20 protein-coding genes are annotated in these 23,752 nt (G+C 59.1%); 15 read left to right on the top strand and 5 right to left on the bottom strand.

The window, feature by feature from the left end:
* The first annotated feature begins 13 nt into the window (after nucleotides 1-13).
* The 10 genes from VIN96_RS14580 (at nucleotide 14) to pyc (ending at nucleotide 11,097) form a co-directional block, all read left to right on the top strand.
* Entirely contained in the window at nucleotides 14-328 is a 315-nt protein-coding gene (locus VIN96_RS14580; protein ID WP_331897130.1) for a 2Fe-2S iron-sulfur cluster-binding protein, read from the top strand.
* A gap of 20 nt (nucleotides 329-348) precedes the next feature.
* Nucleotides 349-1,842, top strand: coding sequence for a 2-hydroxymuconic semialdehyde dehydrogenase (locus tag VIN96_RS14575; RefSeq protein WP_331897128.1), 1,494 nt, complete (start codon nucleotides 349-351; stop codon nucleotides 1,840-1,842).
* Nucleotides 1,843-1,850: 8 nt separating this feature from the next.
* A complete protein-coding gene (locus VIN96_RS14570; protein ID WP_331897126.1) occupies nucleotides 1,851-2,645 on the top strand; it encodes a 2-keto-4-pentenoate hydratase in 795 nt (264 codons plus the stop codon).
* 6 nt (nucleotides 2,646-2,651) lie between these two features.
* Complete coding sequence (locus VIN96_RS14565; protein ID WP_331897124.1) at nucleotides 2,652-3,599, top strand: acetaldehyde dehydrogenase (acetylating); 948 nt, start codon at nucleotides 2,652-2,654, stop codon at nucleotides 3,597-3,599.
* 12 nt (nucleotides 3,600-3,611) lie between these two features.
* Entirely contained in the window at nucleotides 3,612-4,631 is a 1,020-nt protein-coding gene (gene dmpG / locus VIN96_RS14560) for a 4-hydroxy-2-oxovalerate aldolase (RefSeq protein ID WP_331897122.1), read from the top strand.
* A complete protein-coding gene (locus tag VIN96_RS14555; RefSeq protein ID WP_331897120.1) occupies nucleotides 4,628-5,395 on the top strand; it encodes a 2-keto-4-pentenoate hydratase in 768 nt (255 codons plus the stop codon). Before dmpG ends, VIN96_RS14555 begins: the two co-directional genes overlap by 4 nt.
* 9 nt (nucleotides 5,396-5,404) lie before the next feature.
* Nucleotides 5,405-5,998 (top strand): 2-hydroxychromene-2-carboxylate isomerase, encoded by a 594-nt coding sequence (locus tag VIN96_RS14550; protein ID WP_331897118.1) that lies wholly within the window; start codon nucleotides 5,405-5,407, stop codon nucleotides 5,996-5,998.
* Nucleotides 5,999-6,006: 8 nt separating this feature from the next.
* Nucleotides 6,007-6,927, top strand: a complete 921-nt coding sequence (locus VIN96_RS14545; protein WP_331897116.1) for an FAD synthetase family protein — start codon at nucleotides 6,007-6,009, stop codon at nucleotides 6,925-6,927.
* A 133-nt stretch (nucleotides 6,928-7,060) separates the two neighbouring features.
* Complete coding sequence (locus tag VIN96_RS14540; RefSeq protein WP_331897115.1) at nucleotides 7,061-7,642, top strand: antibiotic biosynthesis monooxygenase; 582 nt, start codon at nucleotides 7,061-7,063, stop codon at nucleotides 7,640-7,642.
* An 8-nt stretch (nucleotides 7,643-7,650) separates the two neighbouring features.
* On the top strand, nucleotides 7,651-11,097 hold the full coding sequence (gene pyc, locus VIN96_RS14535; protein ID WP_331897114.1) for a pyruvate carboxylase: 3,447 nt from the start codon (nucleotides 7,651-7,653) through the stop codon (nucleotides 11,095-11,097).
* A gap of 27 nt (nucleotides 11,098-11,124) precedes the next feature.
* Here pyc and VIN96_RS14530 read toward each other — a convergent pair whose 3' ends face one another.
* From VIN96_RS14530 to VIN96_RS14515, 4 genes are all read right to left on the bottom strand, one after another.
* Entirely contained in the window at nucleotides 11,125-11,985 is an 861-nt protein-coding gene (locus VIN96_RS14530) for an ABC transporter permease (protein ID WP_331897112.1), read from the bottom strand.
* A gap of 7 nt (nucleotides 11,986-11,992) precedes the next feature.
* On the bottom strand, nucleotides 11,993-13,240 hold the full coding sequence (locus VIN96_RS14525) for an ABC transporter permease (RefSeq protein WP_331897110.1): 1,248 nt from the start codon (nucleotides 13,238-13,240) through the stop codon (nucleotides 11,993-11,995).
* Between the two features lie 72 nt (nucleotides 13,241-13,312).
* Nucleotides 13,313-14,368: an ABC transporter substrate-binding protein gene (locus VIN96_RS14520; RefSeq protein WP_331897108.1), complete on the bottom strand. Its 1,056-nt coding sequence runs from the start codon at nucleotides 14,366-14,368 to the stop codon at nucleotides 13,313-13,315.
* Between the two features lie 72 nt (nucleotides 14,369-14,440).
* The gene (locus VIN96_RS14515; RefSeq protein ID WP_331897106.1) at nucleotides 14,441-15,541 is read right to left on the bottom strand and encodes an ABC transporter ATP-binding protein; all 1,101 of its coding nucleotides are present in this window, start codon (nucleotides 15,539-15,541) and stop codon (nucleotides 14,441-14,443) included.
* Nucleotides 15,542-15,822: 281 nt separating this feature from the next.
* Here VIN96_RS14515 and VIN96_RS14510 point away from each other — a divergent pair, with 281 nt between their 5' ends.
* Entirely contained in the window at nucleotides 15,823-16,743 is a 921-nt protein-coding gene (locus VIN96_RS14510; protein ID WP_331897104.1) for an AEC family transporter, read from the top strand.
* A 4-nt stretch (nucleotides 16,744-16,747) separates the two neighbouring features.
* On the opposite strand, the gene VIN96_RS14505 is transcribed toward VIN96_RS14510, so the two are convergent.
* Entirely contained in the window at nucleotides 16,748-18,922 is a 2,175-nt protein-coding gene (locus VIN96_RS14505; RefSeq protein ID WP_331897102.1) for a malate synthase G, read from the bottom strand.
* A gap of 266 nt (nucleotides 18,923-19,188) precedes the next feature.
* Here VIN96_RS14505 and VIN96_RS14500 point away from each other — a divergent pair, with 266 nt between their 5' ends.
* From VIN96_RS14500 to VIN96_RS14485, 4 genes are all read left to right on the top strand, one after another.
* Entirely contained in the window at nucleotides 19,189-20,157 is a 969-nt protein-coding gene (locus tag VIN96_RS14500) for a D-glycerate dehydrogenase (RefSeq protein ID WP_331897100.1), read from the top strand.
* Between the two features lie 395 nt (nucleotides 20,158-20,552).
* A complete protein-coding gene (locus VIN96_RS14495) occupies nucleotides 20,553-21,689 on the top strand; it encodes a TRAP transporter substrate-binding protein (RefSeq protein ID WP_331897098.1) in 1,137 nt (378 codons plus the stop codon).
* A gap of 100 nt (nucleotides 21,690-21,789) precedes the next feature.
* Complete coding sequence (locus VIN96_RS14490) at nucleotides 21,790-22,380, top strand: TRAP transporter small permease subunit (RefSeq protein WP_331897096.1); 591 nt, start codon at nucleotides 21,790-21,792, stop codon at nucleotides 22,378-22,380.
* On the top strand, nucleotides 22,380-23,729 hold the full coding sequence (locus VIN96_RS14485; RefSeq protein WP_331897094.1) for a TRAP transporter large permease: 1,350 nt from the start codon (nucleotides 22,380-22,382) through the stop codon (nucleotides 23,727-23,729). The genes VIN96_RS14490 and VIN96_RS14485 overlap by 1 nt, the downstream gene beginning before the upstream one ends.
* Nucleotides 23,730-23,752: the final 23 nt, after the last annotated feature.

The following is a 23,752-nucleotide window of genomic DNA, read 5'->3' as shown; positions in this document are numbered from 1 at the left end:
GGGATGGCGCGGCGTGAGTACCGAACACAATCCTGTCCCCAAAACGTACAGCGTGTCCCTGGTTACGGGTGAACGGTTCGAGTGTGCGGAGAATGAAAAGGTTTTGCTCGCCATGGAGCGACTGCACATGGCGGGCGTGCAGATCGGCTGTCGCGGTGGCGGTTGCGGGGCATGCCGGATCGCTGTTTTGAAAGGCGAGTATGAACTGCTGCCCATGAGCAAGAACCACGTATCCGATGAAGAGGCCGCGCAAGGTTTCGCGTTGGCCTGCCGGGTCATGCCCAACAGCGACTTGGTCATCGAAGCCGCGCCGAAGACGTCAAACTAAACCATCCAAGAGGAAACCACATGAGCACGCAGACTGCCCCGAATACCACTGGCGCGCTGGTCGAGATCAAGCACTTTATCAATGGTGAATTCGTCGCGGGATCAAGCGGCGAAACCTTTGACAACATCTGTCCGCTGAACGGCGAAAAGCTCGGTGTGATCCACAAGGCCAGCAAGCAAGACGTGGATGCCGCCGTCGCCGCCGCGCGCGCCGCCATGGACGGCGAGTGGGGACGGATGCCGGTGGCGGAGCGCTTGAAGCTGCTGTATGCGGTGGCCGATGAAATCGATCGGCGGTTTGACGATTTTCTGCAAGCCGAAATCGCCGATACCGGCAAGCCGCGCTCGCTGGCGGCGCACATCGACATTCCGCGCGGCGCGGCGAACTTCAAGGTCTTCGCCGACGTGGTGAAAAACGAGCCCACCGAAAGCTTCTTCTTGGAAACCCCTGACGGCGCGGGTGCGCTGAATTATGCGGTGCGCAAGCCCAAGGGGGTGATCGCGGTGATCAGCCCGTGGAACCTGCCGTTGCTGTTGATGACGTGGAAAGTCGGCCCGGCGTTGGCGTGCGGCAATGCCGTGGTCGTCAAGCCGTCCGAAGAAACGCCAACCACCACCACGTTGCTGGGCGAGGTGATGAATGCCGTGGGCATGCCCAAGGGCGTGTTCAACGTCGTGCACGGCCACGGTCCCAATGCGGCAGGCGAGTTCCTGACCCAGCATCCGGACGTCGATGCGATCACCTTCACCGGCGAGACCCGCACCGGCGAGGCGATCATGAAAGCAGCTGCCAACGGCGTGCGCGACGTATCGTTCGAACTGGGCGGAAAGAACCCCGGCATCGTGTTCGCCGACGCCAATTTCGATGCCGCCATTGAAGGCACCATGCGATCGGTGTTTGCCAACTGCGGCCAGGTGTGCCTGGGCACCGAGCGCATGTTCGTCGAGCGCCCGATCTATGAAAAATTCGTCGCTGAGCTGGCGAAAAAGGCCAAGAACCTCAAGCTTGGTCACTACAACGATGCGGACACCAATCTCGGCCCGCTGATCTCCCAAGAGCATCGGGACAAGGTGAAGTCGTACTACGACCTTGCCGTTTCCGAAGGCGCTACGGTGGTCACCGGCGGTGGAATCCCCGAGATGGGCGATCTCAACGGTGGTTGGTGGATCGAGCCGACAATCTGGACGGACCTCCCCGACGATAGCCGGACCGTGAACGAAGAAATTTTCGGACCGTGCTGTCACATCCGCCCGTTCGATACGGAAGAAGAAGTCATCCGTATCGCGAACGCCACGCCGTACGGATTGGCTGCGGCTGTGTGGACCACCGATAGTTCTCGCACCCACCGTGTCGCACGCCAACTCGACGCCGGAATCGTGTGGGTAAATTCGTGGTTCTTGCGTGATCTACGCACGGCCTTCGGCGGATCGAAAATGTCCGGTATCGGACGTGAAGGCGGCGTGCACTCTCTCGAGTTCTATACCGAACTCTCCAACGTCTGCGTCAAGCTGTGAGACCGACCATGACCTCAAAGCCCGAGAATATTCAAAAAGCCGCCGATGCGCTTTACCAAGCGCACAAGGCCAAAACGCCGTGCGATCCGATCCGCGACTTGCTCGAAGACGGTGATGTCGATGGCGCGTACGCGGTGCAGGAAACCAACACCCGGCGGTGGCTGGCGGAGGGTCGCAAATTGGTCGGCCGCAAGATCGGCCTGACCTCGGTCGCGGTGCAACAGCAGTTGGGTGTCGATCAGCCTGATTACGGCATGTTGTTCGCCGACATGGCGATTGCGGAAGGCGAGGAAATGCCGTTGGGCGCGTTGTTGCAGCCCAAGGCCGAAGCCGAAGTCGCATTCGTCATCGGCAAGGATTTAACCGATGAACAGATGACCTTGTCCGATCTCATCAGTGCGGTGGAGTACGCGCTACCGGCGTTGGAAATCGTCGATAGCCGCGTGGCGGATTGGAACATTCGCATTCTCGACACCGTCGCCGACAACGCATCCAGTGGCCTCTATGTGTTGGGGGCGCAGCCGGTCAAGCTCGACGGTCTGGATTTGCGCACTTGCGGCATGGTGATGAGCTTGTACGGCGAACCCGTGTCCACCGGCGTGGGCGCGGCGTGTCTGGGCCACCCGCTCAATGCCGCGTTGTGGCTGGCGAAAACCATGGCCCGCGTGGGCCGTCCGCTGAGTGCGGGCGATCAAATCATGTCCGGGGCCTTGGGCCCCATGGTGACCGCATCCCCCGGCGATGTGCTTGAGGCACGGATCGAAGGTTTGGGTTCCGTGCGTGCAGCATTTGCTAAGGAGTAACGACGAATGAGCCAAACAAAAACCAAATGCGCCATCATCGGGCCGGGTAACATCGGCACCGATTTGATGATCAAGGTGATGCGCACCGGCAAGAACATCGAAATGGGCGCGCTGGTCGGTGTAGACCCGAAGTCCGACGGTTTGGCGCGTGCCGAGCGCTTGGGCGTGATCAACACCGCTGAAGGTCTTGAAGGCCTGGTTAAGATGGACGTATGGAAAGACATCGGCGTGGTGTTCGACGCGACGTCCGCGTATGTGCACAAAAAGCACAACGACATCTGCGTCGAACACGGCAAGCAGATGATCGACCTGACGCCTGCTGCCATCGGTCCGCACTGCATCCCGGTGGTTAACATGGACGAGCACCTGAACGAGCAAAACGTCAATATGGTGACGTGCGGCGGACAGGCGACCATTCCGATGGTCTATGCTGTCAAGCGCGTTGCCCACGCGGTGCCGTACGCGGAAATCGTCGCCTCGGTTTCGTCGAAATCCGCCGGTCCCGGTACGCGCGCCAACATCGACGAGTTTACGCAAAACACCGCCCGCGCCATCGAAACGGTCGGCGGTGCGGCGCGTGGCAAGGCGATCATCATCTTGAATCCGGCCGAACCGCCGGTGTTGATGCGCGACACGGTCTATGTGTTGAGCCAAGGCGCGGAACCCGATGCGATCCAAAAAAGCGTCGAAGACATGGTCGCGGCGGTGCAGGACTACGTGCCCGGGTATCGCCTCAAGCAAGAGGTGCAGTTCGAACGTTTCGGCGAAAACAACCCGGTCAAGATCCCCGGATATGGTGAGTTCGCAGGCATTAAATCGACCATTTTCTTGGAGGTCGAAGGCGCGGCGCATTACCTGCCGGCCTACGCCGGAAATCTCGACATCATGACGTCGGCGGCACTGGCGACGGCGGAACGCTGGGCGGCGAAAACGAACGCGGCCGCGGCTGAATAAGGAACACATCGCATGACGGACAAAATCTACATTCAAGACGTGACGCTGCGCGATGGCATGCATGCGCTACGCCATCAGTTCGATATCGACGACGTGGTGGCGATCGCCAAGGAATTGGACAAAGCCAACGTCGACGCCATCGAGATCACCCACGGCGACGGCTTGGCGGGCGAAAGTTTCAACTACGGCTTCGGCTCCAACACCGATCTGGAATGGATCGCGGCGGTATCGGATGCGGTCGAGCACGCCGTCGTGACGGTGTTGTCGCTGCCCGGGATCGGCACCCGCGAACACCTCAAGGCCGCGTATGACGCCGGGGCGCGGTCATGCCGCATCGCCACCCATTGCACCGAGGCCGACACCGCCCAGCAACACATCCCTATCGCCCGTGAATTGGGCTACGACACGGTCGGTTTTTTGATGATGGCGCACATGAATACGCCCGAAGGTTTGGCCGAACAAGCCAAGCTGATGGAAGGCTATGGCGCCCAAACCATTTACGTCACCGACAGCGCCGGGGCGATGCTGCCCGACGACATCCGCGTACGCGTGCGCGCGGTGCGCGACGCCATCGATCCGAAAACCGAACTGGGCATTCATTGCCATCACAATCTGTCCATGGGCGTGGCGAATTCCATCGCCGCATTGGAGGAAGGCGCCAACCGCGTTGATGCTTCGCTCGCCGGTATGGGTGCGGGGGCGGGCAATGCTCCCCTGGAAGTGTTGATCGCGGTGATGGACCGCATCGGTTACAACCACGGCTGCGATCTGTTCACCTTGATGGATGCCGCCGACGACATCGTACGTCCGCTGCAAGACCGTCCGGTGCGTGTCGACCGGGAAAGCCTCAGCTTGGGCTACGCCGGGGTGTATTCCAGCTTCCTGCGTCACGCCGAAAACGCGTCCAAAACCTACAACATCGACACCCGCGACATCCTCGTCGAACTGGGCCGGCGCAAGATGGTCGGTGGTCAGGAAGACATGATCGTCGATGTCGCCCTGGATCTGATCAAGCAACGGGGTGCGGCATGAAGGATCTCGCACACATCGCCCAAGTTGTCGACGAAGCGGCGCGTAGCGCAACGGCTATCGCGCAGTTCGATGGCGACAATGCGCTGAACCTCGATGAGGCGTATGCCGTTCAGGCGATGTCCATCGCGCGACGCTTGGATCGTGGCGAACGTCGGGTGGGGGTCAAGATGGGCCTCACCAGTCGTCAGAAAATGGAACAGGTCGGCGTCTCGGAAGTCGTGTGGGGACGCTTGACCAACGCCATGCGTATCGAAGAGGGCGGCGCGTTGGATATGGCGAACTACGTCCACCCCCGGGTCGAGCCGGAAATCGCTTATTTGATGAAAAAGCCATTGTCGGGGGACGTCAGCCCGCTGGAAGCATTGGACGCGGTCGAAGCGGTCGCACCTGCGTTGGAAATCATCGACTCGCGCTATGAGAACTTCAAATTCGCCTTGGGCGACGTTATCGCCGACAACGCTTCGTCATCGGGCTTCGTGGTGGGCAATTGGCATGCACCAAGCACGGATGTTGCCAACCTCGGCATCATTTTGAAGTTCGACGGACGTCCGGTGCAAATGGGTTCCACCGCGGCGATCCTCGGCAATCCGATCCGTTCCCTTGTTGCCGCCGCACGCATGGTTGCGCGGTGGGGGGAAAGGTTGGAACCGGGTTCGATTGTGATGGCCGGTGGCGCCACTGCGGCGGCGCCGTTGGCGGCGGGCGTGCATGTGTGCGGCGAGTTCCAAAATGTCGGCAACGTCGAATTTCGCGTCGCGAGCTAAGGGGGCGTCATGAGCCAGCCAATCGACATCGAATTCTTTTTCAATTTCCGCAGCCCCTATTGCTATCTGGCGAGCAAAGCGGTGTGGGACATTTTCGAAGACGAACGCGTCAATTTGCTGTGGCGGCCGTTGGGCGGTTGGTCCGGGCGGTCGGATCCCGAACGCGCCAAAATCAAAATCCCATCGGTTCGCCAAGACATCAAGCGCTGGACCAAGAAACTCGGTATCCCGATGACCCCGCCGCCGATCACCACCGACCCGACCCATGCCGGTGCGGCCAGCCTGTGGGCCGAACGCGAAGGCAAGCTCAAGGACTTTATCGTCGAAGTGATGCGGGCGGAGTGGGGCGAAGGCCAAGACATCGGCGATCTCGACGTGTTGCGCGCGGTGGCCGGGCGGATCGGCTTGGACGGCGATGGCATCGTCGCCGCGGCGACCGATGCGGACAATTTGGCGACCCTGCAACGCAACGCCCAAGAGGCTCAGGACAAGTGCGTGTTCGGCGTGCCGAGCTTTGTCATCGGCGATCAGATTTTCTGGGGCAATGACCGCCTTGATTTCGTGCGTGAACATCTGCGCGAACTGTATGCGGATAACCGGTGAGGCCGAAGATGATCGCACGTGTGCACAAATCGCTCACCAATCTGCCGTCGGACGCCAAGGGCTGTGTCGTCGCCATCGGTAATTTCGACGGCGTGCATCAAGGCCATCAGGCGTTGATTTGCCGGGCGCGGGACAAGGCGATGGAACTTGGCGCGCCTGTTGGCGTGCTGACGTTCGAACCGCATCCCCGCGCGTTCTTCGACCCCAACCAAGCACCGTTTCGGTTGACGGCGGAGAACCTGAAAACGGCCTACATGGCGAGCCAAGGCGTCGATCATATATTTGTCGCCGAATTCAACGCGGCTTTTGCGGCGCTGTCGGCGCAAAGCTTCGTCGACGAGGTGCTGGTGCGCGATTTGGCGGTTGCCCATGTGGTGGTGGGGGCGGATTACCGTTTCGGCAGCCGTCGCCACGGCGACATCGCCCTGTTGCGCGCGCTCGGCAAAGCAGGCGGTTTCGGGGTCAGTGAAGTCGCGCCGGTGATGGATCGCCACGGACTGGTGTATTCGTCGACCCGTGCGCGCGCCGCCTTGCGCGACGGCATGCCCAACTTGGCGCGTGAGATCATGAGCCGCACGTGGGAGCTTCATGGTCGCGCCGAGCATTTTGAGGATGGCGTGGTGTCGATCGCGTTCGACGGCCACCAGCGTCCCTTGCCGGGAATGTATGTGGTCCGGGTCGATATCAGCGATCCGCACACAGGAAAAGTCGTCGAAACCGTTCAGACGCTTGCGTGGCATTACGCCGCCCGCTTCGATGGCGAGAACGAGCTCTACATTTCGTTCGATACGGATGCAATCGTCGGCAAGCGCCTGCGCGTTCAATTTCTCGATTACGTCGAAGCAGGGCGGCTCGACTACGTTGGCACGAATTGGGCATATCCAACCGAAAAACCGGACCTCCCCGTTCTCGATACCGGTTGGTTATGAGCTCTCAAGATTGTCGTCCTCAATGAACGGTGTGTATGGCGTTCAGTGAGGCGGCATGGTCCGGGCGCATGCATGTGGTGCGCATGCGCCCGGACATTTTTTTGGGTTTAACTTGTGGGGCACTATGATTGACATGGATTCCATGACCAAGGAACAAGCCGCTTCCGCACCGGTCACGGTCAGCGTCGCGCGGAGAATCCTGCCCGGCAGGGAACAGGACTACGAAGACTGGATCACGGGCGTGAGCGTAGCCGCGGCCAAGTTTACCGGTCACCAAGGCATCAACATCATCCGGCCCAACCAGGAGGGCAGTGGAGAGTACGTTTTGATTTATCGATTCGACAGCTACGAGCATGGCCGCGCGTGGGAAGAATCCGACGTGCGAGCCTTTTGGATGGCGAAGCTCGATGGCATGGCGGAAGGCGAGGCGACCTATAAGAAGGTCACCGGACTTGAGTTTTGGTTCGATTTGCCCGTCATTCCGATCGCGGCGCGGCCTTCGCCGCATAAAATGGCATTGATCCTGGTGATCACGGTATTTCTGCTAGTATATCCCATGCAAGCCTACGTCGGCCCATTGATGGGAGATATCCCCCTGTGGGCCAAGGTTTTCTGTGTGGTGTTGTTTCAGGTCCTGATGTTGACCTATGTTGTTATGCCACGTGTAACGAAGCTCTTGAAGTCGTGGCTCTATACCATCGACCGCTCGTCCTAGGAGGACACATGCGTAAGGTTTTTCACAAGCTCCTTGTCGCCAACCGGGGTGAAATCGCGATCCGCGTGTTTCGCGCAGCCAACGAACTCGGCATCAAGACAGTCGCTGTCTACGCCGAGGAGGATAAGCTGTCGCTGCACCGCTTCAAGGCGGATGAAAGCTACCGCATCGGTGAAGGCCTAGGCCCGGTCAAAGCCTACTTGACGATCGACGAGATGATCCGCGTCGCCAAGCAAGCCGGGTGCGACGCGATCCATCCCGGCTACGGTTTCTTGTCGGAAAACCCCGAATTCGCCGAAGCCTGTGCCGCAAACGGCATCACCTTTGTCGGCCCGACACCCGAGGTGATGCGGTCCCTGGGTAACAAGGTTTCCGCGCGCGAGATGGCGGTTAAGGCCGGTACGCCGGTGATGCCCGCCACCGGACCGTTGCCCGAAGACATGGGCGAGGTGCGCAAGCTTGCCTTGGAAGTCGGCTACCCGGTGATGCTCAAGGCATCGTGGGGTGGCGGCGGTCGCGGTATGCGCGTGATCGAATCTGAGGATGCGCTGGAACGCGAGGTCACCGCCGGACGGCGCGAAGCCGAAAGCGCGTTCGGCAACGGCGAAGTCTATCTGGAAAAACTGGTCAGGCGCGCGCGTCACGTCGAAGTCCAACTGTTGGGCGACAAACACGGCACCGTGGTGCATCTGTTTGAGCGAGACTGCACGGTGCAGCGGCGCAATCAAAAGGTCGTCGAGCGTGCTCCGGCCCAGTATCTCAGTGATCAGCAACGCGCGGATTTGTGCGACGCCGCGCTGCGCTTGGCGCGCACGGCGGGTTATGAATGCGCGGGCACGGCGGAATTCCTCATGGATGCCGACACCGACGCGTTCTACTTCATCGAGGTCAATCCGCGCATCCAAGTCGAGCATACGGTCACCGAAGAAGTCACCGGCATCGATATCGTCAAGGCGCAACTGCTCATCGCGGCGGGTGGGCGCATCGGCGACTTGGATGAATCGGGCGTTCCAGCACAAAAAAATATCCGCCTTATCGCCCACGCCATGCAGTGTCGGGTCACCACCGAAGACCCGGAACAGAACTTCATTCCCGATTACGGCCGCATCAACGTCTATCGCGGCGCCACCGGGTTCGGCGTGCGCCTGGACGGCGGCACGGCGTATACCGGCGCGGTGATCACGCGGTTTTACGACAGCTTGTTGGAAAAGGTCACCTGCCGGGGGGCGACCCCGGAAGAGGCGCGCACGCGTATGGATCGTGCGCTTCGGGAATTTCGCATTCGCGGTGTGGCGACCAACTTGGTATTCGTCGAAAACCTCATCAATCACCCGACCTTCAAGGATGCCAGCTACACCACGCGCTTTATCGACGAAACGCCGGAACTGTTTCATTTTCCCAAGCGCCGCGATCGTGGCACGCGGCTGTTGAACTTCATCGGCGAGGTGATCGTCAACGGCAACCCAGAGGTCGCCGGGCGCAAGGTGCCTGAACCGCACCCGTTGCCCAAGGTGCCTGTGCACGATTTCAAAGCCCCGCCCAAGGGCACGCGCGATCTATTGAACGAATTGGGGCCGGACGGATTCAGTGCGTGGATGAAGGACCAAAAACGCGCGCTGATCACCGACACCACCATGCGTGACGGTCATCAGTCACTGCTGGCGACGCGCATGCGCACTTATGACATGGTTCAGGTGGCCGACAGCTACGCGCACCTGTTGCCCGACTTGTTCAGCTTGGAATGCTGGGGCGGTGCGACGTTTGACGTGTCGATGCGGTTCTTGAAGGAATGCCCGTGGGATCGCCTGCGTCACTTGCGCGAACGCATTCCCAATGTGCTGTTTCAAATGTTGCTGCGCGGCGCCAACGGGGTCGGTTACGCCAACTATCCCGACAACGTGGTGCAGGCGTTTGTCAAGCAGGCCGCCGAAAGCGGCGTCGATGTGTTTCGCGTGTTCGACAGTCTCAACTGGGTGGAAAATATGCGCGTGTCGATGGATGCGGTGTTGGAAAGCGGCAAGCTGTTGGAAGGCGCGATCTGCTATACCGGCAATCTGCTCGATCCCAAACGGCCCAAGTACGACTTGGACTATTACATCAAGATGGCGCGCGAGCTGAAAGACGCGGGCTGTCACATCATCGGCATCAAGGACATGGCCGGGTTGTGCAAGCCCACCGCGATCAAGATGCTGGTCGAAGCGGTGAAGGCGGAAACGGATCTGCCGATTCATTTTCACACCCACGATACGTCCGGCATCGCGGCGGCCAGCGTTCTGGCGGCGGTCGAGGCGGGCGTCGATGCCATCGATGCGGCGATGGACAGTTTTTCCGGCCTCACCTCGCAACCGAACCTGGGCTCCATCATCGAAGCGTTGCGCGATACGGATCGCGACAGCGGCATCGACCCGGCGGTGGTGCGTGAGTTCTCCAACTATTGGGAATTCGTGCGCAAGGATTATCGCGGCTTCGAAAGCGACCTGCGGTTCGGCGCGTCGGAAGTCTACCTGCATGAAATGCCGGGCGGTCAGTTCACCAACTTGAAAGAACAAGCCCGATCCATGGGCTTGGAAGAGCGCTGGCACGATGTCGCTGAGGCTTATGCCGAGGTCAACCAGATGTTCGGTGACATCGTCAAAGTCACACCGTCGTCCAAAGTGGTCGGCGACATGGCGCTGTCGATGGTGTCGGCGGGACTCACCCGCGCCGAGGTCGAAGATCCCAAGCGCGAGGTCGCGTTCCCCGATTCCGTGGTGTCGCTGTTTCATGGCGATCTTGGTCAGCCGCCGGGGGGCTTTCCCAAAGCCCTGCAAGACAAGGTGCTCAAGGGGGCGAAGCCCATCACGGTGCGCCCCGGTGCGTCGGTGCCGCCCGCCGACCTTTCCGCGGTCAAGGCGGACGCTGAACATAAAGTCGGCCGCCAGATCAGCGACGAAGAGCTGCAATCGTATCTGATGTATCCCAAGGTCTATGTCGATTACGCCAATCACCGGCGCGACTATGGCCCGGTCGAAGCGTTGCCGACGCCGGTGTTCTTTTACGGCATGCAACCCGGCCAGGAGATCAGTGTCGAACTGGAAATGGGCAAGAGCCTCAATATCCGTTGCGTCGCCATCGGCGAGGTGGACAACGAAGGCCAAGTCAAGGTGTTCTTCGAACTCAACGGCCAGCCGCGCGCTGTGCGCGTCGAGGATAAATCGGTCGCCGCCACGGTGGTGAGCCATCCCAAAGCCGAAGAAGGCAACGCCAATCACATCCCCGCGCCGATGCCGGGCGTGGTGGCTTCGGTTGCCGTGCATGAAGGACAAAAGATCACGGCTGGCGATTTGCTGCTGACCATCGAAGCGATGAAGATGGAAACCGCCATTCACGCCGACCGCAGTGGCGTCGTCAAACGCTTGACGGTCAAGTCCGGTGCGCAGGTCGAGGCCAAGGATCTGTTGATCGAGTTGGAATGATGGGGGAAGGCGATATAGTTCGTTTTCTCAATGCTGGTCTTCGAGGCCACGCAGCCGTTCAGAGCGGCGCCGGAGCAGTTCCAGCGTCAACAGGAATGCAATCGACACCAAGATCAGCAGTGTCGCGACGGCGAGAATGGTCGGATTGATCTGTTCGCGCAGTCCGGAAAACATCTGCCGTGGGATTGTGCGTTGGCCCGGACCGGCCAAAAACAGAACCACCACCACTTCGTCAAACGAGGTTACGAAGGCAAACATCGCCCCGGAAATAACCCCCGGGCGGATCAACGGCACCACCACATCGAAGAACGTTTTCAGCGGCGATGCGCCCATGCTCAATCCGGCGTGATAGAGCGATTTGTCGAACCCGCTGAGCGTCGCCGTCACGGTGATGATGACGAACGGCACCCCCAACGCTGCATGGGCGATGATCAGGCCGACGTAGCTGCCGGCCAAGTTGAACTTGGTGTAAAAGAAAAACATGCCCGCCGCGATGATGATCAACGGCACGATCATCGGTGACAGCAACAGCGCCATGATCAGGCGCTTGAAGGGCATATTCTGGCTCGACAATCCAACCGCCGCCATGGTGCCCAATACCGTCGAGACGATGGTGGCGAAAAAGCCGATGATGAAGCTGTTTTTGATCGCCAGCATCCAGTTGGGATTGTCGACGATGGCCTGGTACCAACGCAACGAATACGCTGACGGCTCAAGCGTCATCATACCCTTGGTGAAGGTGAAGAACGGTTCGGCGTTGAACGACAGCGGGATGATCACCAAGATCGGCAGGATCAGGAAAAACAGCACCGCCCAGGCGCTGAACTTCAACGCATAGTGCCCCAGCTTGTGCCAAACGGTGTAATAGGCGGGAAGGTTTTGCGTCATAGTCGGCTCATCCCAGCTTGATGTTGCTTGCGCCGACAAAGCGGTCGTAGACCCAATAGAGGGTCAAGATCAGCACCAGCAGCAACGTGCCCAACGCGGCCGCCAGACCCCAGTTGTTCGATTGCTGCATGTGAAAGGCGATGATGTTGGAAATCATCTGCCCGTCGGTGCCGCCGACCAGCGCGGGGGTGATGTAGTAGCCCACCGAAATGATGAACACCAACAGCGCGCCCGCTGAAAGGCCAGGTAGTGTGTTGGGCAGATAGACGCGCAAGAACGCCGGGATCGGGCGCGCGCCCATGGACATCGCCGCGCGCATGTAGCTGGGATCGATACCCTTCATCACGCTGTAGAGCGGCAAGATCATGAACGGCAACAGAATGTGGGTCATGGCGATGATGGTGGAAAATTCGGTGTAGAGCATTTCCAGCGGTTCGGCCGTCAGGCGCAAGCTGGTGAGGAACGAATTGATCACGCCGTTGGTTTGCAGCAACGCGATCCACGCCGTGGTGCGCACCAAAAGCGAGGTCCAAAACGGCAGCAACACGAAGATCATCAACATGTTCGCGGTCTTGGACGGGGCGTTGGCCAGATAATAGGCCAGCGGGTAACCGAGCAGCAGACACAGCACCGTGATGATCAGGGCCATTCGCAGGGTCTTGGTGTAGAGTTGGATATAGATTTGCGTCGCCTCGCGCAGTTGCAGTTCGCCGTCGAAGGTGCGTTCCAGATCCAGGGCGGTCAGGTAATGGCTGTCGGTATAGGTTTGGCCGGATTTTTGAACCGCGCGCCACAACGCCGGGTCGGCCCAGCCCTTGTGCGCTTTCAGCAATAGGGCAGCGCCGGTTTCGGCCAGTTGCGCGTCGTCCAGGCGGCCCATCTTGCGCGCGGTCGATTTGATCAGGCTGGATGCGCCGGGCTTGTTGCGGTTGATCTCTTCGGCCAGCTTGCCCGATTTGCGTTCCGCGGCCAGACGTTTCAGATCGATCGCCATGGCGTTCAGGACGCGGTCGTCGGGAACGTCGTCGCCGTTCCAGCCGCTCAACTGTTCCAGGGTTTGCGGGATCAGTTCGGCCACCACGGGATTGTAAAAGCCCCGGTGCAGCATCGTGCCGATGGGGGCGACGAAGGCGAAGAAAATAAACGCCAGCAACGGCGTGACCATGGCGAACGCGACCATCTTGTGGCGGCGCATTTCGCGGCGCGCATTTCGCGCTTCGTGCTTGCTCAGCAAATTGGCTTGTGCGGTGCTCATGGCGTTCGGTCACTTTGTTTCATTTGGCGGCGCGGTGCGAGGTTGGGTCCGCGCCGCCGCATGAAAGCAGGTTTACTTCAAAAGCCACTCGTTGAATTTTTCACCGAGCGATTCGCCGTAGTCGGCCCAGAAGATGCCGTCGGCCTTTACACCCTTATCCAGGTGCGAGGTCGGCAGGTCGGGGATCACGCCGGCGTCGACCATCGCCATGGACGACTTGCGGGTCGGGCCGTAGGCGACTTCCGGCATGCCGGAAAGCGGTTTGGTGCCGGTAGCGAACGAAATGAAGTCGAACGCCAGATCCTTCTTCTTGCTGCCTTTGACGACCGACCAGACGTCCAAGTCGTAGACGTGGGCGTCCCAAACCATCTTGAACGGCTTGCCGTCCTTTTTGATGGCGTCGAAGATGCGGCCGTTGGCCGATTGGCCCATCACCGCGCCGCCGTCGTTGAGTAGTTGCGGAACCTGGGACCAGGAATCGAACCACACGATGTCGTTCTTGATGGTGTCGAGCTTGGCGAAGGCGCGCGCTTGACCGGCTTCGGTGGCGAGCACTTCATAGACCTTGTCCTGGGGCACGCCGTCTGCGATCAGCGCCCATTCCATGTTGACCTGCGGACGCTTGCGCATGGCGCGCTTGCCGGGGATCTTCGCGGTGTCGAAGAAGTCGCCGATCGTTTGCGGCGCGGTCGACCCGATGGTCTTTTCGTTGTAGGCGTAGATGATCGTCCACACAATGTTGCCGACGCCGCATTCGTTGGCGATGGCGGAGGGGATGAAATCCTTCTCACCCGGGGTGCCGTCGGCGCCCGGCGCCAAGACGCTGCGCGGGATGACTTCCAGCAGTCCTTCGGAACATGCGCGTTCCAGGTCGATCACTTCGATGTCGACCACGTCCCACTGGATGTTTCCGGCTTCGACCTGGGCTTTGATTTCGGCGATGCCGCCCGAATAATCCTCGAACAGGATCTTGGTGCCGGTCTTGGCGGTGTAGGGATCGATCATGTGTTTCTTCTGGGCCGCGCCGTATGCGCCGCCGAACGAAACGGCGGTCAGTTCCGCCGCCATCGAGGTGGAAGAGAGCATCGCTCCCAACGCGACCCCGGCGATCAATGTTGTGGTTTTCATGTTTTGTTTAGCCTCCCGTACGTGTGAGAAAAAAATGAAACCGCGCCCTCTGATCGCGGTGGCGTGTCTTACTTATGATTTCGCCGCAAAGGCGAAGCAGTCATGCTGGCGTGAGATGAGTTTCGCTTGTTCGCCTTCTGCGAATTGGGGCGCCGCATGGTCGTTGAGAACCTTGACGACAATTTCGGTGCCGTCGGGTAGGTCGAAGAAATAACGAATGAAATCGCCGACATACAATCGCACCGAAAATGTCGCCGTGATGGTGTTGTCGTAAGCGTGGTCACTGGGCAGGATGAACAGTTTTTCCGGGCGCACGGCGACTTTACAGGGGCTGCCGACGGTGTCGCAGTCGGCGCGCCGAGTGACGATTTCTTCCCCGGTGGAAATTTTCACCCGCACCGTGTCGCCGTCATGACCGACGACGGTGCCCGGCATGAAATTGTTTTCACCGATGAAGTCGGCGACGAACGCGTTGGCGGGCTGTTCATAAAGAACGTCCGGCGCCGCGCATTGCTGCACCACGCCATCGTCGAACACCGCGATGCGGTCCGACATGGTCAGCGCTTCGGTCTGATCGTGGGTGACGTAGATGACCGTGAAGCCGAGCTTTTTGTGTAGACGAGTGATTTCCAGCTGCATTTGTTCGCGCAGCTTTTTGTCCAACGCGCCCAGCGGTTCGTCCATCAGCACCAAGCTGGGGCTGAAGATCAAGGCGCGCGCCAGCGCGACGCGTTGGCGTTGGCCGCCGGAAAGCTGGCCGGGGGTGCGTCCGCCGAAACCATCCAGTTCGATGAGCTTGAGATAACGCTCGACCCGCTCCGAGACGTCGGCCTTGGGCATCTTGCGCACCTTGAGCGGATAGGCGAGGTTTTCGGCGATGCTCATGTGCGGGAACAGGGCGTAGTTCTGAAACACCATGCCGATGTTGCGCTTGTACGGCGCGGTGCGGGTGATCGGATGTCCGTCCAACAGGATGTCGCCGCTGGTGACGCTTTCAAAGCCCGCCATCATCATCAGCACGGTGGTCTTACCGGACCCCGACGGTCCCAGCAAGGTCAGGAATTCACCCTTGGCGACGTCCAAGTTGAAGTCCTTCACGACCAGGGTTTTCTGGTCGTAGCTCTTTTGAATATTGGCGAAGCGCAGGAAATCCGGCGCGCCATCCGTGGTCATTGAAAACCCCCAGGGTCTCTCGTTCCGATGCCCGTTATCGTTTAATCAACACTACTGCAATACGGAACAAAACTGCGATAGATCAGTTTATGTATATGAATTGGTACAGATTGCGTATGAGCTCGTCAATCCATTGGTTTTACAAATAAATACTATGAAATTAGGGTTTTTGGTGTGTTTCGGATAATTGAGCCAAGATCTTTGATCGATGTGCTGAAGTTTCCAACAAGCGGTCTCTGATCCGCTTGCGCCGTTGTGGAACCTTCGTTTAGGCTCCGCTGATGAACGATATATTCTTTTTGGTTTTGCCTTTCTTCGCCCTGGTTGTCGCAGGTTACGTGGCCGCGCTCGGCCGCATCATCGATGCGCCGGGGGTGGTGGGCCTCAACCGCTTCGTCTATTTCTTTGCCCTTCCGGCGTTGCTGTTCAACAAGATGGCGGAAAGCGATTTTCAACGTCTGGTTAACGAGAGCGCCTTCGTTCTCGCTCATTTGGTCGCGGGCTTGGCGGTGTTCGCAACGGTATGGTTTTTGGCGCAGGCGCTGTTTCACGCCGAACGCAACAACCGCGCGGTGATGGCGCTGGCAGGGTGTTATGGCAACATCGGATTTTTGGGCATCCCGCTTTTGGTGTCGGTTCTGGGCGGTGGCGCGGCTGCGCCCCTGTCGTTGATGCTGCTGGTCGATGTGGCGTTTTTCATTCCCTTTGCGACGATCTTGATGAACCCGATGGGTGCAGGGCAGGTGCGCCACATCATCGTGCGCGGCGTGGCGAAAAACCCACTGATCTTAGCCATCGTTGTTGGGACGCTGTTTTCAGCCACCGGGATCGGCTTGCCAGGCGAATTGGCGGATTTCACCAATTTGTTGGGCCAAGCCGCCGCACCTGCGGCGATGTTCGCATTGGGCGCGGTGCTGGCGGGCCGCCCGATCGCGGACGGCGTGGGCGAGGCGTCGTTCGCCAGCCTGGCCAAGCTGGCGTTGCACCCACTGATCATGTGGGGGGCGATGACGGCGTTTGGGGTCAGCGATGAATGGCGTTTGGTCGCAACCTTGGGGGCGGCGACACCGGTGGCGGCGGCGCTGTTCGTCATCGCCCAAGAACACAATGCCATGCCGGTAAGGGCATCCACGGCGGTGTTGTTGTCCACCGCCGTGTCGATGATCACCTTGCCGCTTTTGATCACCTGGTTGATGCATTAGCGGCTTAGGTGTGCGCCGCCTTGGCCTTTTTGCGCCATGCGTGCAGCAGCGGTTCGGTGTAGCCGTTGGGTTGCTCGCGGCCTTTGAACACCAAGTCCGATGCCGCCTGAAACGCGATTGAACTCGCGAAGTCCGGGGCCATGGGGCGATAGCTGGGATCGCCTGCGTTTTGTCCGTCGACCACCGCGGCCATGCGTTCCAGGGTCTCGCGCACTTGGTCTTCGGTGCAGATGCCGTGATGCAGCCAGTTAGCCAGATGTTGGCTGGAAATACGCAAGGTGGCGCGGTCTTCCATCAAGCCGACGTTGTTGATGTCGGGCACTTTCGAACAACCCACACCTTGGTCGATCCAACGCACCACGTAGCCGAGAATGCCTTGTGCGTTGTTGTCCAGTTCGGACTGGATTTCAATGTCGGTCAGTTTGCGATCGCCGAGCAACGGGATGGTGAGGATATCATCCACGCTTGCCCGGGGGCGATCCGCCAGGGCGCGCTGGCGTTCCGCCACACTGACGGCGTGATAGTGCATGGCGTGCAAGGTTGCGGCGGTGGGCGAGGGCACCCACGCGGTGTTGGCCCCGGCTTCGGGGTGGGCTTGCTTGAGTTGCACCATGCGGCGCATTTCGTCGGGCATCGCCCACATCCCCTTGCCGATCTGAGCCTTGCCGCTGAGCCCTGCCGCCAATCCGATGTCGACGTTCCAGTCTTCGTATGCCGCGATCCACGGTTCGGCCTTCATGGCTTCTTTCGGCACCACCGGTCCGGCTTCCATGGAAGTGTGAATTTCGTCGCCGGTGCGATCCAGGAACCCGGTATTGATGAACACCACGCGATCCTTGGCGGCGCGGATGCATTCCTTCAAGTTCACGGTGGTGCGGCGTTCCTCGTCCATGATGCCCATTTTCAAGGTGTTGCGCGCCAGACCGAGGATGTCTTCGACATACGAAAACAGTGTGTCGGCGAAGGCGACCTCTTCGGGCCCGTGCATTTTGGGTTTGACGATGTAGACGCTGCCGGCGCGGCTGTTGCCACCCTTGTTGGCGCCTTTGAGGTCGTGCAGCGCGCACGCGCTGGTGAACAGGGCGTCGAGAAAGCCTTCGGGAATTTCGTTGCCGTTTTGGTCGAGCACCGCGTCGGTGGTCATCAGATGGCCGACGTTGCGAACCAACAACAGACTGCGTCCGTGCAGGCGCAATTCGCCGCCGTCCGGCGTGTTATAGACGCGATCGGATTTCAGGCGGCGCACGACGGTCTTGCCGCTTTTGGTGAACTGTTCTTGCAAATCGCCTTTCATCAAGCCCAGCCAGTTGCGATAGGCGAGGACTTTGTCATCGGCGTCGACGGCGGCGACGGAATCTTCGCAGTCTTGAATGGTCGACAGCGCCGCTTCCATCACCACGTCGGCGACGTGGGCGGGGTGTACCTTGCCGACATAATGATCGGCGTCGGTGCGGATTTCGATGTGCAGGCCGTTGTGTTTGAGCAGCACCGTGTGCGCAGTGCCATCAGTATCGAAACCGATGAATTGCGTCGGATCGGCCAGCGCAGTGGTGCGCCCGTCGGCCAGCGTCATGCGCAGGGATTTGCCGTCGATCACGTCATAAGCGGTGACCTCGCCGTGACGCCCTTCAGCAAGCGGGGCGGCTTGATCCAGGAACTTGGCGGCGTAGGCGAACACGGCTTGGCCGCGCGCGGGGTTGAAGGTCGCGCCTTTTTCCAGGCCCTCGTCTTCGGCAATCACATCGGTGCCATACAGCGCATCGAACAAGCTGCCCCAACGGGCATTGGCGGCGTTGAGCGCGAAGCGTGCGTTCATCACCGGCACTACCAATTGCGGTCCGGCGATGGTGGCGATTTCCGCATCGACGTTGGTGGTGGTGATTTTAAAGGCGTCGCCTTCGTTCAACAGATAACAGATATCGGTGAGGAACTGCTTGTACGCCGCAGTGTCGAACGGTTGGTCGGCATGCGTTTTGTGCCAGGCATCGATTTGCGCCTGCAGAGCGTCGCGCTTTTGCAGCAACGCGGCGTTGCGCGGCGCGAGTTCCTTGACCATGCGGTCCAAGCCTGCCCAGAATGCATCGGGCTCGACACCCGTGCCGGGCAGAACTTCAGATGCGGCGAATTGATAAAGCAGGGGTGCGACCCGCAGGTCGCCGACGGCGATCCGGTTCGTCATGATATCGGCCCTTTGTTCTCATCGTTGGGGAGGTCCTCACTTCCTTGGAAGCGGGCCTGTCGGGCACGATCGACCCGACATATATATTATGGTGCACTGCAGCATAAACGCCAAGCTTGAGAAGCCATTTGCAGAATGATTTTCCACGATGCGGAAGTTGTGGGTTGAATAAGTCTAGCCTGGGGATTTTCGTTGATCGTATGATCGCACCTGCGCTGGCGTGAACAGACTGGCGTGCGTCAATACACTACGAGGATAAGTGAGCCATGAGCGACAAACCCAGAATTCTTGTCACCCGCAAACTGCCGGACGCCGTGGAGGCCCGCTTGCAGCGCGATTACCAGCCCATGCTCAATCCCGATGATCGGCTGTATTCGACCGATGAGATCATTGAAATGGCGGCAAACGCCGATGCGATCTTGCCGTGTCACACGGAAAAATTCCCCGCCGAGGTGATTGCCAGGCTACCGGAAAACGTACGCGCCATCGCCAACTTTTCGGTGGGCCACGATCATGTCGATCTGGACGCGGCCAAGGCCAAAGGCATCATCGTCACCAACACCCCGGACGTGCTGAGCGACGCAACCGCGGAAATCGCCATTCTTTGCATGTTGGGCGCGGCGCGGCGCGCTTATGAAGGTGAGCGTATGATCCGCGCTCAGCAATGGAAAGATTGGAGTCCGACCTTCATGCTCGGCGCGCAAACCACCGGCAAGCGTTTCGGCGTGGTCGGCATGGGGCGGGTCGGCCAAGTGGCCGCCAAACGCGCCCGTGGATTCGACATGGAAGTGCACTATTATAATCGCAGCCGCCTCAGCGCCGATCTCGAATGCGGCGCGACTTATCATGAAACGGTCGAAGATTTGCTGCCCCATTGCGATGTGCTGTCGATCCATTGCCCGGCAACGCCACAAACCACTGGACTTTTGAACCGCGAGCGCATCGCCTTGTTGCCCGATGGCGCGATCGTGGTGAACACCGGGCGCGGTGGCGTCGTCGATGACGAGGCGCTGATCGAAGCGCTGACATCGGGCAAAGTCTTTGCGGCGGGACTCGACGTTTTTAATGGCGAACCGGATCATATTCATCCAAAGTATCGCGAGTTGGACAACGTATTCTTGTTGCCCCACCTGGGCAGCGCAACCGTAGAGACGCGTAACGGCATGGGCTTTCGCGCGCTGGACAATCTGGATGCCATTTTCGCAGGGCGAGAGCCGGGCGATCGTATTGCATAATGCTTGTGTAAATGCAGTGCAGTGCATTGAAAAGTATGGCTAAAATGTATCATTTTCGCAGGATGGAAAAGAAAACCATTTGCGTTGACCCGTTTGCATCATGGCCCTACGGTCAGGATACAAAACAGTGCATTTGAGCGCTGTATAAATGGGCCTCCCCTTATCCCATCATCGTCCAATAATCGATTGAAACGATAAGGTTAAGAGGCCACGTAGAATGGAGGCGGTCCGGGTGATCCGGGCGTCACTGAGGGTTTTTGAACCGAATCGCAGCTGAAGACCGAAGGTCCAGCAGGGTGATCCGGTTTGTTCAGTGAGTATGATGCGTTATTTGCCCAAAGGCGTGGCGTCAGCATATCCTCAAAGGGAATTCTTTTAATTGGGAGGCCAAGAGCATGACCAAGACCACTGAAACGAACCAGGACAAAGCGCTGTCGCGTCGTAAGTTCCTGAAAGGCAGCGGTATCGCTGCAACGGGCGCAGCCGCGGCCGTATTGTCCGCACCGCACGTCGCCAAAGCCGCGACCGTGTTGAAGGTTCAGGCTGCCTGGGGCGGCGGCATCTTCCTGGAATTCGCCCAGGACTACGCCGATCGCGTGAACAAGATGGCTGGCGGCTCGATGAAAATCGAACTGTTGGGCGTCGACGCCGTTGTGAAAACCGCCGAAATGCAGACCGCTGTGCACAAAGGCGTTCTCGACGGTGCACACCTTGTGACCGCTTACTGGTACTCCAAAAGCCCGGTTGCCTCGCTGTTCGGCACCGGCCCTTGCTTCGGTTGGTCCGCCAACGAACTGATGGGCTGGATCCAATACGGCGGTGGTCGTGAGCTCTACAACGAACTGATGCACGACAAGCTGCGCTTGAACTTGGTCGGCTTCTTCTCCGGCCCGATGCCGGCGCAGCCGTTGGGTTGGTTCAAAGAGCACATCACCGACGCTTCGCAGATGAAGGGCCTGAAGTATCGCACCGTTGGTCTCGCCGCCGACGTTCTGCAAGAAATGGGCATGTCGGTTGTGCAGCTTCCGGGTGGCGAAATTCAGCCGTCCATGAAGAGCGGCCTGATCGACGCAGCTGAATTCAACAACCCGACGTCCGATAAAGACTTCGGCATGCAGGACGTGTCCAAGCACTACCACTTGGCCAGCTTCCATCAGTCGCAGGAATCGTTCGAAATCATCTTCAACAAGACCCTGTTCGACAACCTGTCGCCCGAACAGCAGTCGATCCTCGAATACGCTTCCGAAGCGGCTTCGTCGGACATGGCTTGGAAGGCTATGGAGCGTTACTCCGCCGACCTCGTCAGCCTGAAGGAAGAGCACGGCGTCAACGTTTACCGTACGCCCGATTCCGTCATGGCCGACCAGCTCAAAGCTTGGGACGTGGTCGTCGACCGCATGAGCAAGGACGATCCGTTCTTCGCCAAGGTCGTTGCTTCGCAAAAAGCTTGGGCGAAACGTTACGGTGCGTACTCGTTGCAGAACACGCCGAACTACCGTCTCGCTTACGAGCACTACTACGGCAAGCTGTAAAAACGGTTGGGACTTTTTCGGTCCAAACCGGGAGGGCGACGCTTTCAAGCGTCGCCCTTACGGCTTACACTATATTTCTTTCTGAATTGAGGTTGTAGGCATGACCCGTATCCTACACTTTATCGATAGTCTCAGTGCATGGACCGGCCGCGCGTTCGCCTGGTGCATCGTGGTGTTGACGTTTTCGACCTGTTACGAAGTGTTTGTCCGCTACATTTTGAATTCCCCGACCGTGTGGGCGTTCGATATGAGCATCCAGATGTACGGCGCACTGTTCATGATGGCGGGCGCCTACGCGCTGTCTCAAGATGCGCACGTGCGCGGCGATGTGATCTATCGCTTGATGCCGAAAAAAGTTCAGGCCAGTGTCGATTTGGTCCTGTACATCCTGTTTTTGGCGCCGGGTGCCGTGGCGCTGATCTATTACGGATACGGATTTGCGGCCGACTCCTGGTTCTATAAGGAAGTGAGCTGGTCGAGCCCCGCACGCATCCAGATCTATTTCTTCAAAACTCTGATTCCCATTTCCGGCACCTTGGTGTTGCTGCAGGGCATCGCCGAAGCCGTGCGTTGCGTGCAGTGCATCCGCACCGGTGAATGGCCCGCGCGTTTGCATGACGTCCAGGAGACGGAGACCATGCTGGTGCATGAAATCGAAGACCTTCACCAGCTCGAGGTTGAGAAACACTGATGACTGATCCTCAAATCGCACTCTTTATGCTCGGCCTGTTCATCTTTGTGGTGTTGCTGGGCTTCCCGATCGCTTTCACTCTGGTCGCCATGGGCTTGGGCTTCGGCTATTATGCCTACTACGACCCCATGCGCATGCAGTCGCTGTTCGACAACCGAATATTTGATCTGTTCGTTCAGAACACATTTTCGGTGATGTCAAACGACGTGCTTGTCGCGGTGCCATTGTTCCTATTCATGGGCTACGTGGTTGAACGCGCCAACATCGTCAATCGGCTGTTTTTCAGTTTCCAATTGGCGGCGCGCAACTTGCCCGGTTCCATGGCCGTCGCTGCATTGCTGACGTGCGCGGTGTTCGCGACCGCGACCGGTATCGTCGGCGCCGTTGTGACGCTGATGGGGATGTTGGCATTCCCGGCCATGCTCGAAGCCAAATACGAAAAAAGCTTCGCAGCGGGTGTGATCTGCGCCGGCGGTTGCCTGGGCATTCTCATTCCGCCATCGATCATGCTGATCGTCTATGCGGCCATTGCTGAAATTTCGCCGTTGCGTCTGTATGCCGGTGCGCTGTTCCCCGGTTTCATGCTGGCGGGCTTCTACATGGTCTACGTGGTGACGCGTGCCTATTTCAATCCGACCCTGGCGCCGAAGCCTGCGGATGAGGACGTGACGTTCTCCAAGGTGATGTACGAACTGTTGGTTTCGTTCTTCCCCTTGGCGATTTTGATCACGGCCGTTCTGGGTGCGATTTTGCTTGGTCTTGCGACCCCGGCCGAAGCCGCGGGCGTTGGCGCCGCGGGCGGTTTGTTGTTGGCTGCGATCTATCGTTCGTTGACCTGGACGCGCTTGAAAGAAGCGGTGTTCCTGACGGCCAAGACGGCGGCGATGGTCTGCTGGCTGTTTGTCGGTTCGTGGACCTTCGCGTCGGTGTTCTCGTACCTCGGTGGTCACGACATCATCAAGGATTGGTTCTTGGCGCTGGATATCGGCACCGTGGGCTTCCTGATTTTGGCCCAGGTCACCATCTTCTTGTTGGGTTGGCCGCTGGAATGGACCGAGATCATCATCATCTTCGTGCCGATCTTCCTGCCGATGCTGGAAGCCTTCAACGTCGATCCGTTGTTCTTCGGCATGCTGGTTGCGCTGAACCTGCAGACCTCGTTCCTGACCCCGCCGATGGCTATGGCGGCGTATTACCTGAAAGGCGTTGCCCCGGCTGACGTCGAATTGATGGATATCTTCAAGGGCATCATGCCGTACTTGGCGATCGTCATTTTCTCGATGGTTCTGCTGTACAACTTCCCGGGTATCGCCCTGTGGCTGCCGGAATACCTGTTCGGTCCGGCATAAGGCCGCATGGACTGGTGAAGTAG

Source organism: Magnetovibrio sp. (assembly GCF_036568125.1).
Taxonomy (GTDB): Bacteria; Pseudomonadota; Alphaproteobacteria; order Rhodospirillales; family Magnetovibrionaceae; genus Magnetovibrio.
The sequence above is the reverse complement of the archived record's forward strand: the minus strand, read 5'-3'. Positions and strand labels throughout refer to the sequence as shown.

Coding starts and splice junctions, on each gene's coding strand:
- VIN96_RS14490 (WP_331897096.1), top strand. CDS start 21,790: ATGACCCGTATCCTACACTTTATCGATAGTCTCAGTGCATGGACCGGC.
- VIN96_RS14495 (WP_331897098.1), top strand. CDS start 20,553: ATGACCAAGACCACTGAAACGAACCAGGACAAAGCGCTGTCGCGTCGT.
- VIN96_RS14540 (WP_331897115.1), top strand. CDS start 7,061: ATGGATTCCATGACCAAGGAACAAGCCGCTTCCGCACCGGTCACGGTC.
- VIN96_RS14550 (WP_331897118.1), top strand. CDS start 5,405: ATGAGCCAGCCAATCGACATCGAATTCTTTTTCAATTTCCGCAGCCCC.
- VIN96_RS14485 (WP_331897094.1), top strand. CDS start 22,380: ATGACTGATCCTCAAATCGCACTCTTTATGCTCGGCCTGTTCATCTTT.
- dmpG (WP_331897122.1), top strand. CDS start 3,612: ATGACGGACAAAATCTACATTCAAGACGTGACGCTGCGCGATGGCATG.
- VIN96_RS14505 (WP_331897102.1), bottom strand. CDS start 18,922: ATGACGAACCGGATCGCCGTCGGCGACCTGCGGGTCGCACCCCTGCTT.
- VIN96_RS14565 (WP_331897124.1), top strand. CDS start 2,652: ATGAGCCAAACAAAAACCAAATGCGCCATCATCGGGCCGGGTAACATC.
- VIN96_RS14545 (WP_331897116.1), top strand. CDS start 6,007: ATGATCGCACGTGTGCACAAATCGCTCACCAATCTGCCGTCGGACGCC.
- pyc (WP_331897114.1), top strand. CDS start 7,651: ATGCGTAAGGTTTTTCACAAGCTCCTTGTCGCCAACCGGGGTGAAATC.
- VIN96_RS14570 (WP_331897126.1), top strand. CDS start 1,851: ATGACCTCAAAGCCCGAGAATATTCAAAAAGCCGCCGATGCGCTTTAC.
- VIN96_RS14520 (WP_331897108.1), bottom strand. CDS start 14,368: ATGAAAACCACAACATTGATCGCCGGGGTCGCGTTGGGAGCGATGCTC.
- VIN96_RS14525 (WP_331897110.1), bottom strand. CDS start 13,240: ATGAGCACCGCACAAGCCAATTTGCTGAGCAAGCACGAAGCGCGAAAT.
- VIN96_RS14500 (WP_331897100.1), top strand. CDS start 19,189: ATGAGCGACAAACCCAGAATTCTTGTCACCCGCAAACTGCCGGACGCC.
- VIN96_RS14510 (WP_331897104.1), top strand. CDS start 15,823: ATGAACGATATATTCTTTTTGGTTTTGCCTTTCTTCGCCCTGGTTGTC.
- VIN96_RS14515 (WP_331897106.1), bottom strand. CDS start 15,541: ATGACCACGGATGGCGCGCCGGATTTCCTGCGCTTCGCCAATATTCAA.
- VIN96_RS14555 (WP_331897120.1), top strand. CDS start 4,628: ATGAAGGATCTCGCACACATCGCCCAAGTTGTCGACGAAGCGGCGCGT.
- VIN96_RS14530 (WP_331897112.1), bottom strand. CDS start 11,985: ATGACGCAAAACCTTCCCGCCTATTACACCGTTTGGCACAAGCTGGGG.
- VIN96_RS14575 (WP_331897128.1), top strand. CDS start 349: ATGAGCACGCAGACTGCCCCGAATACCACTGGCGCGCTGGTCGAGATC.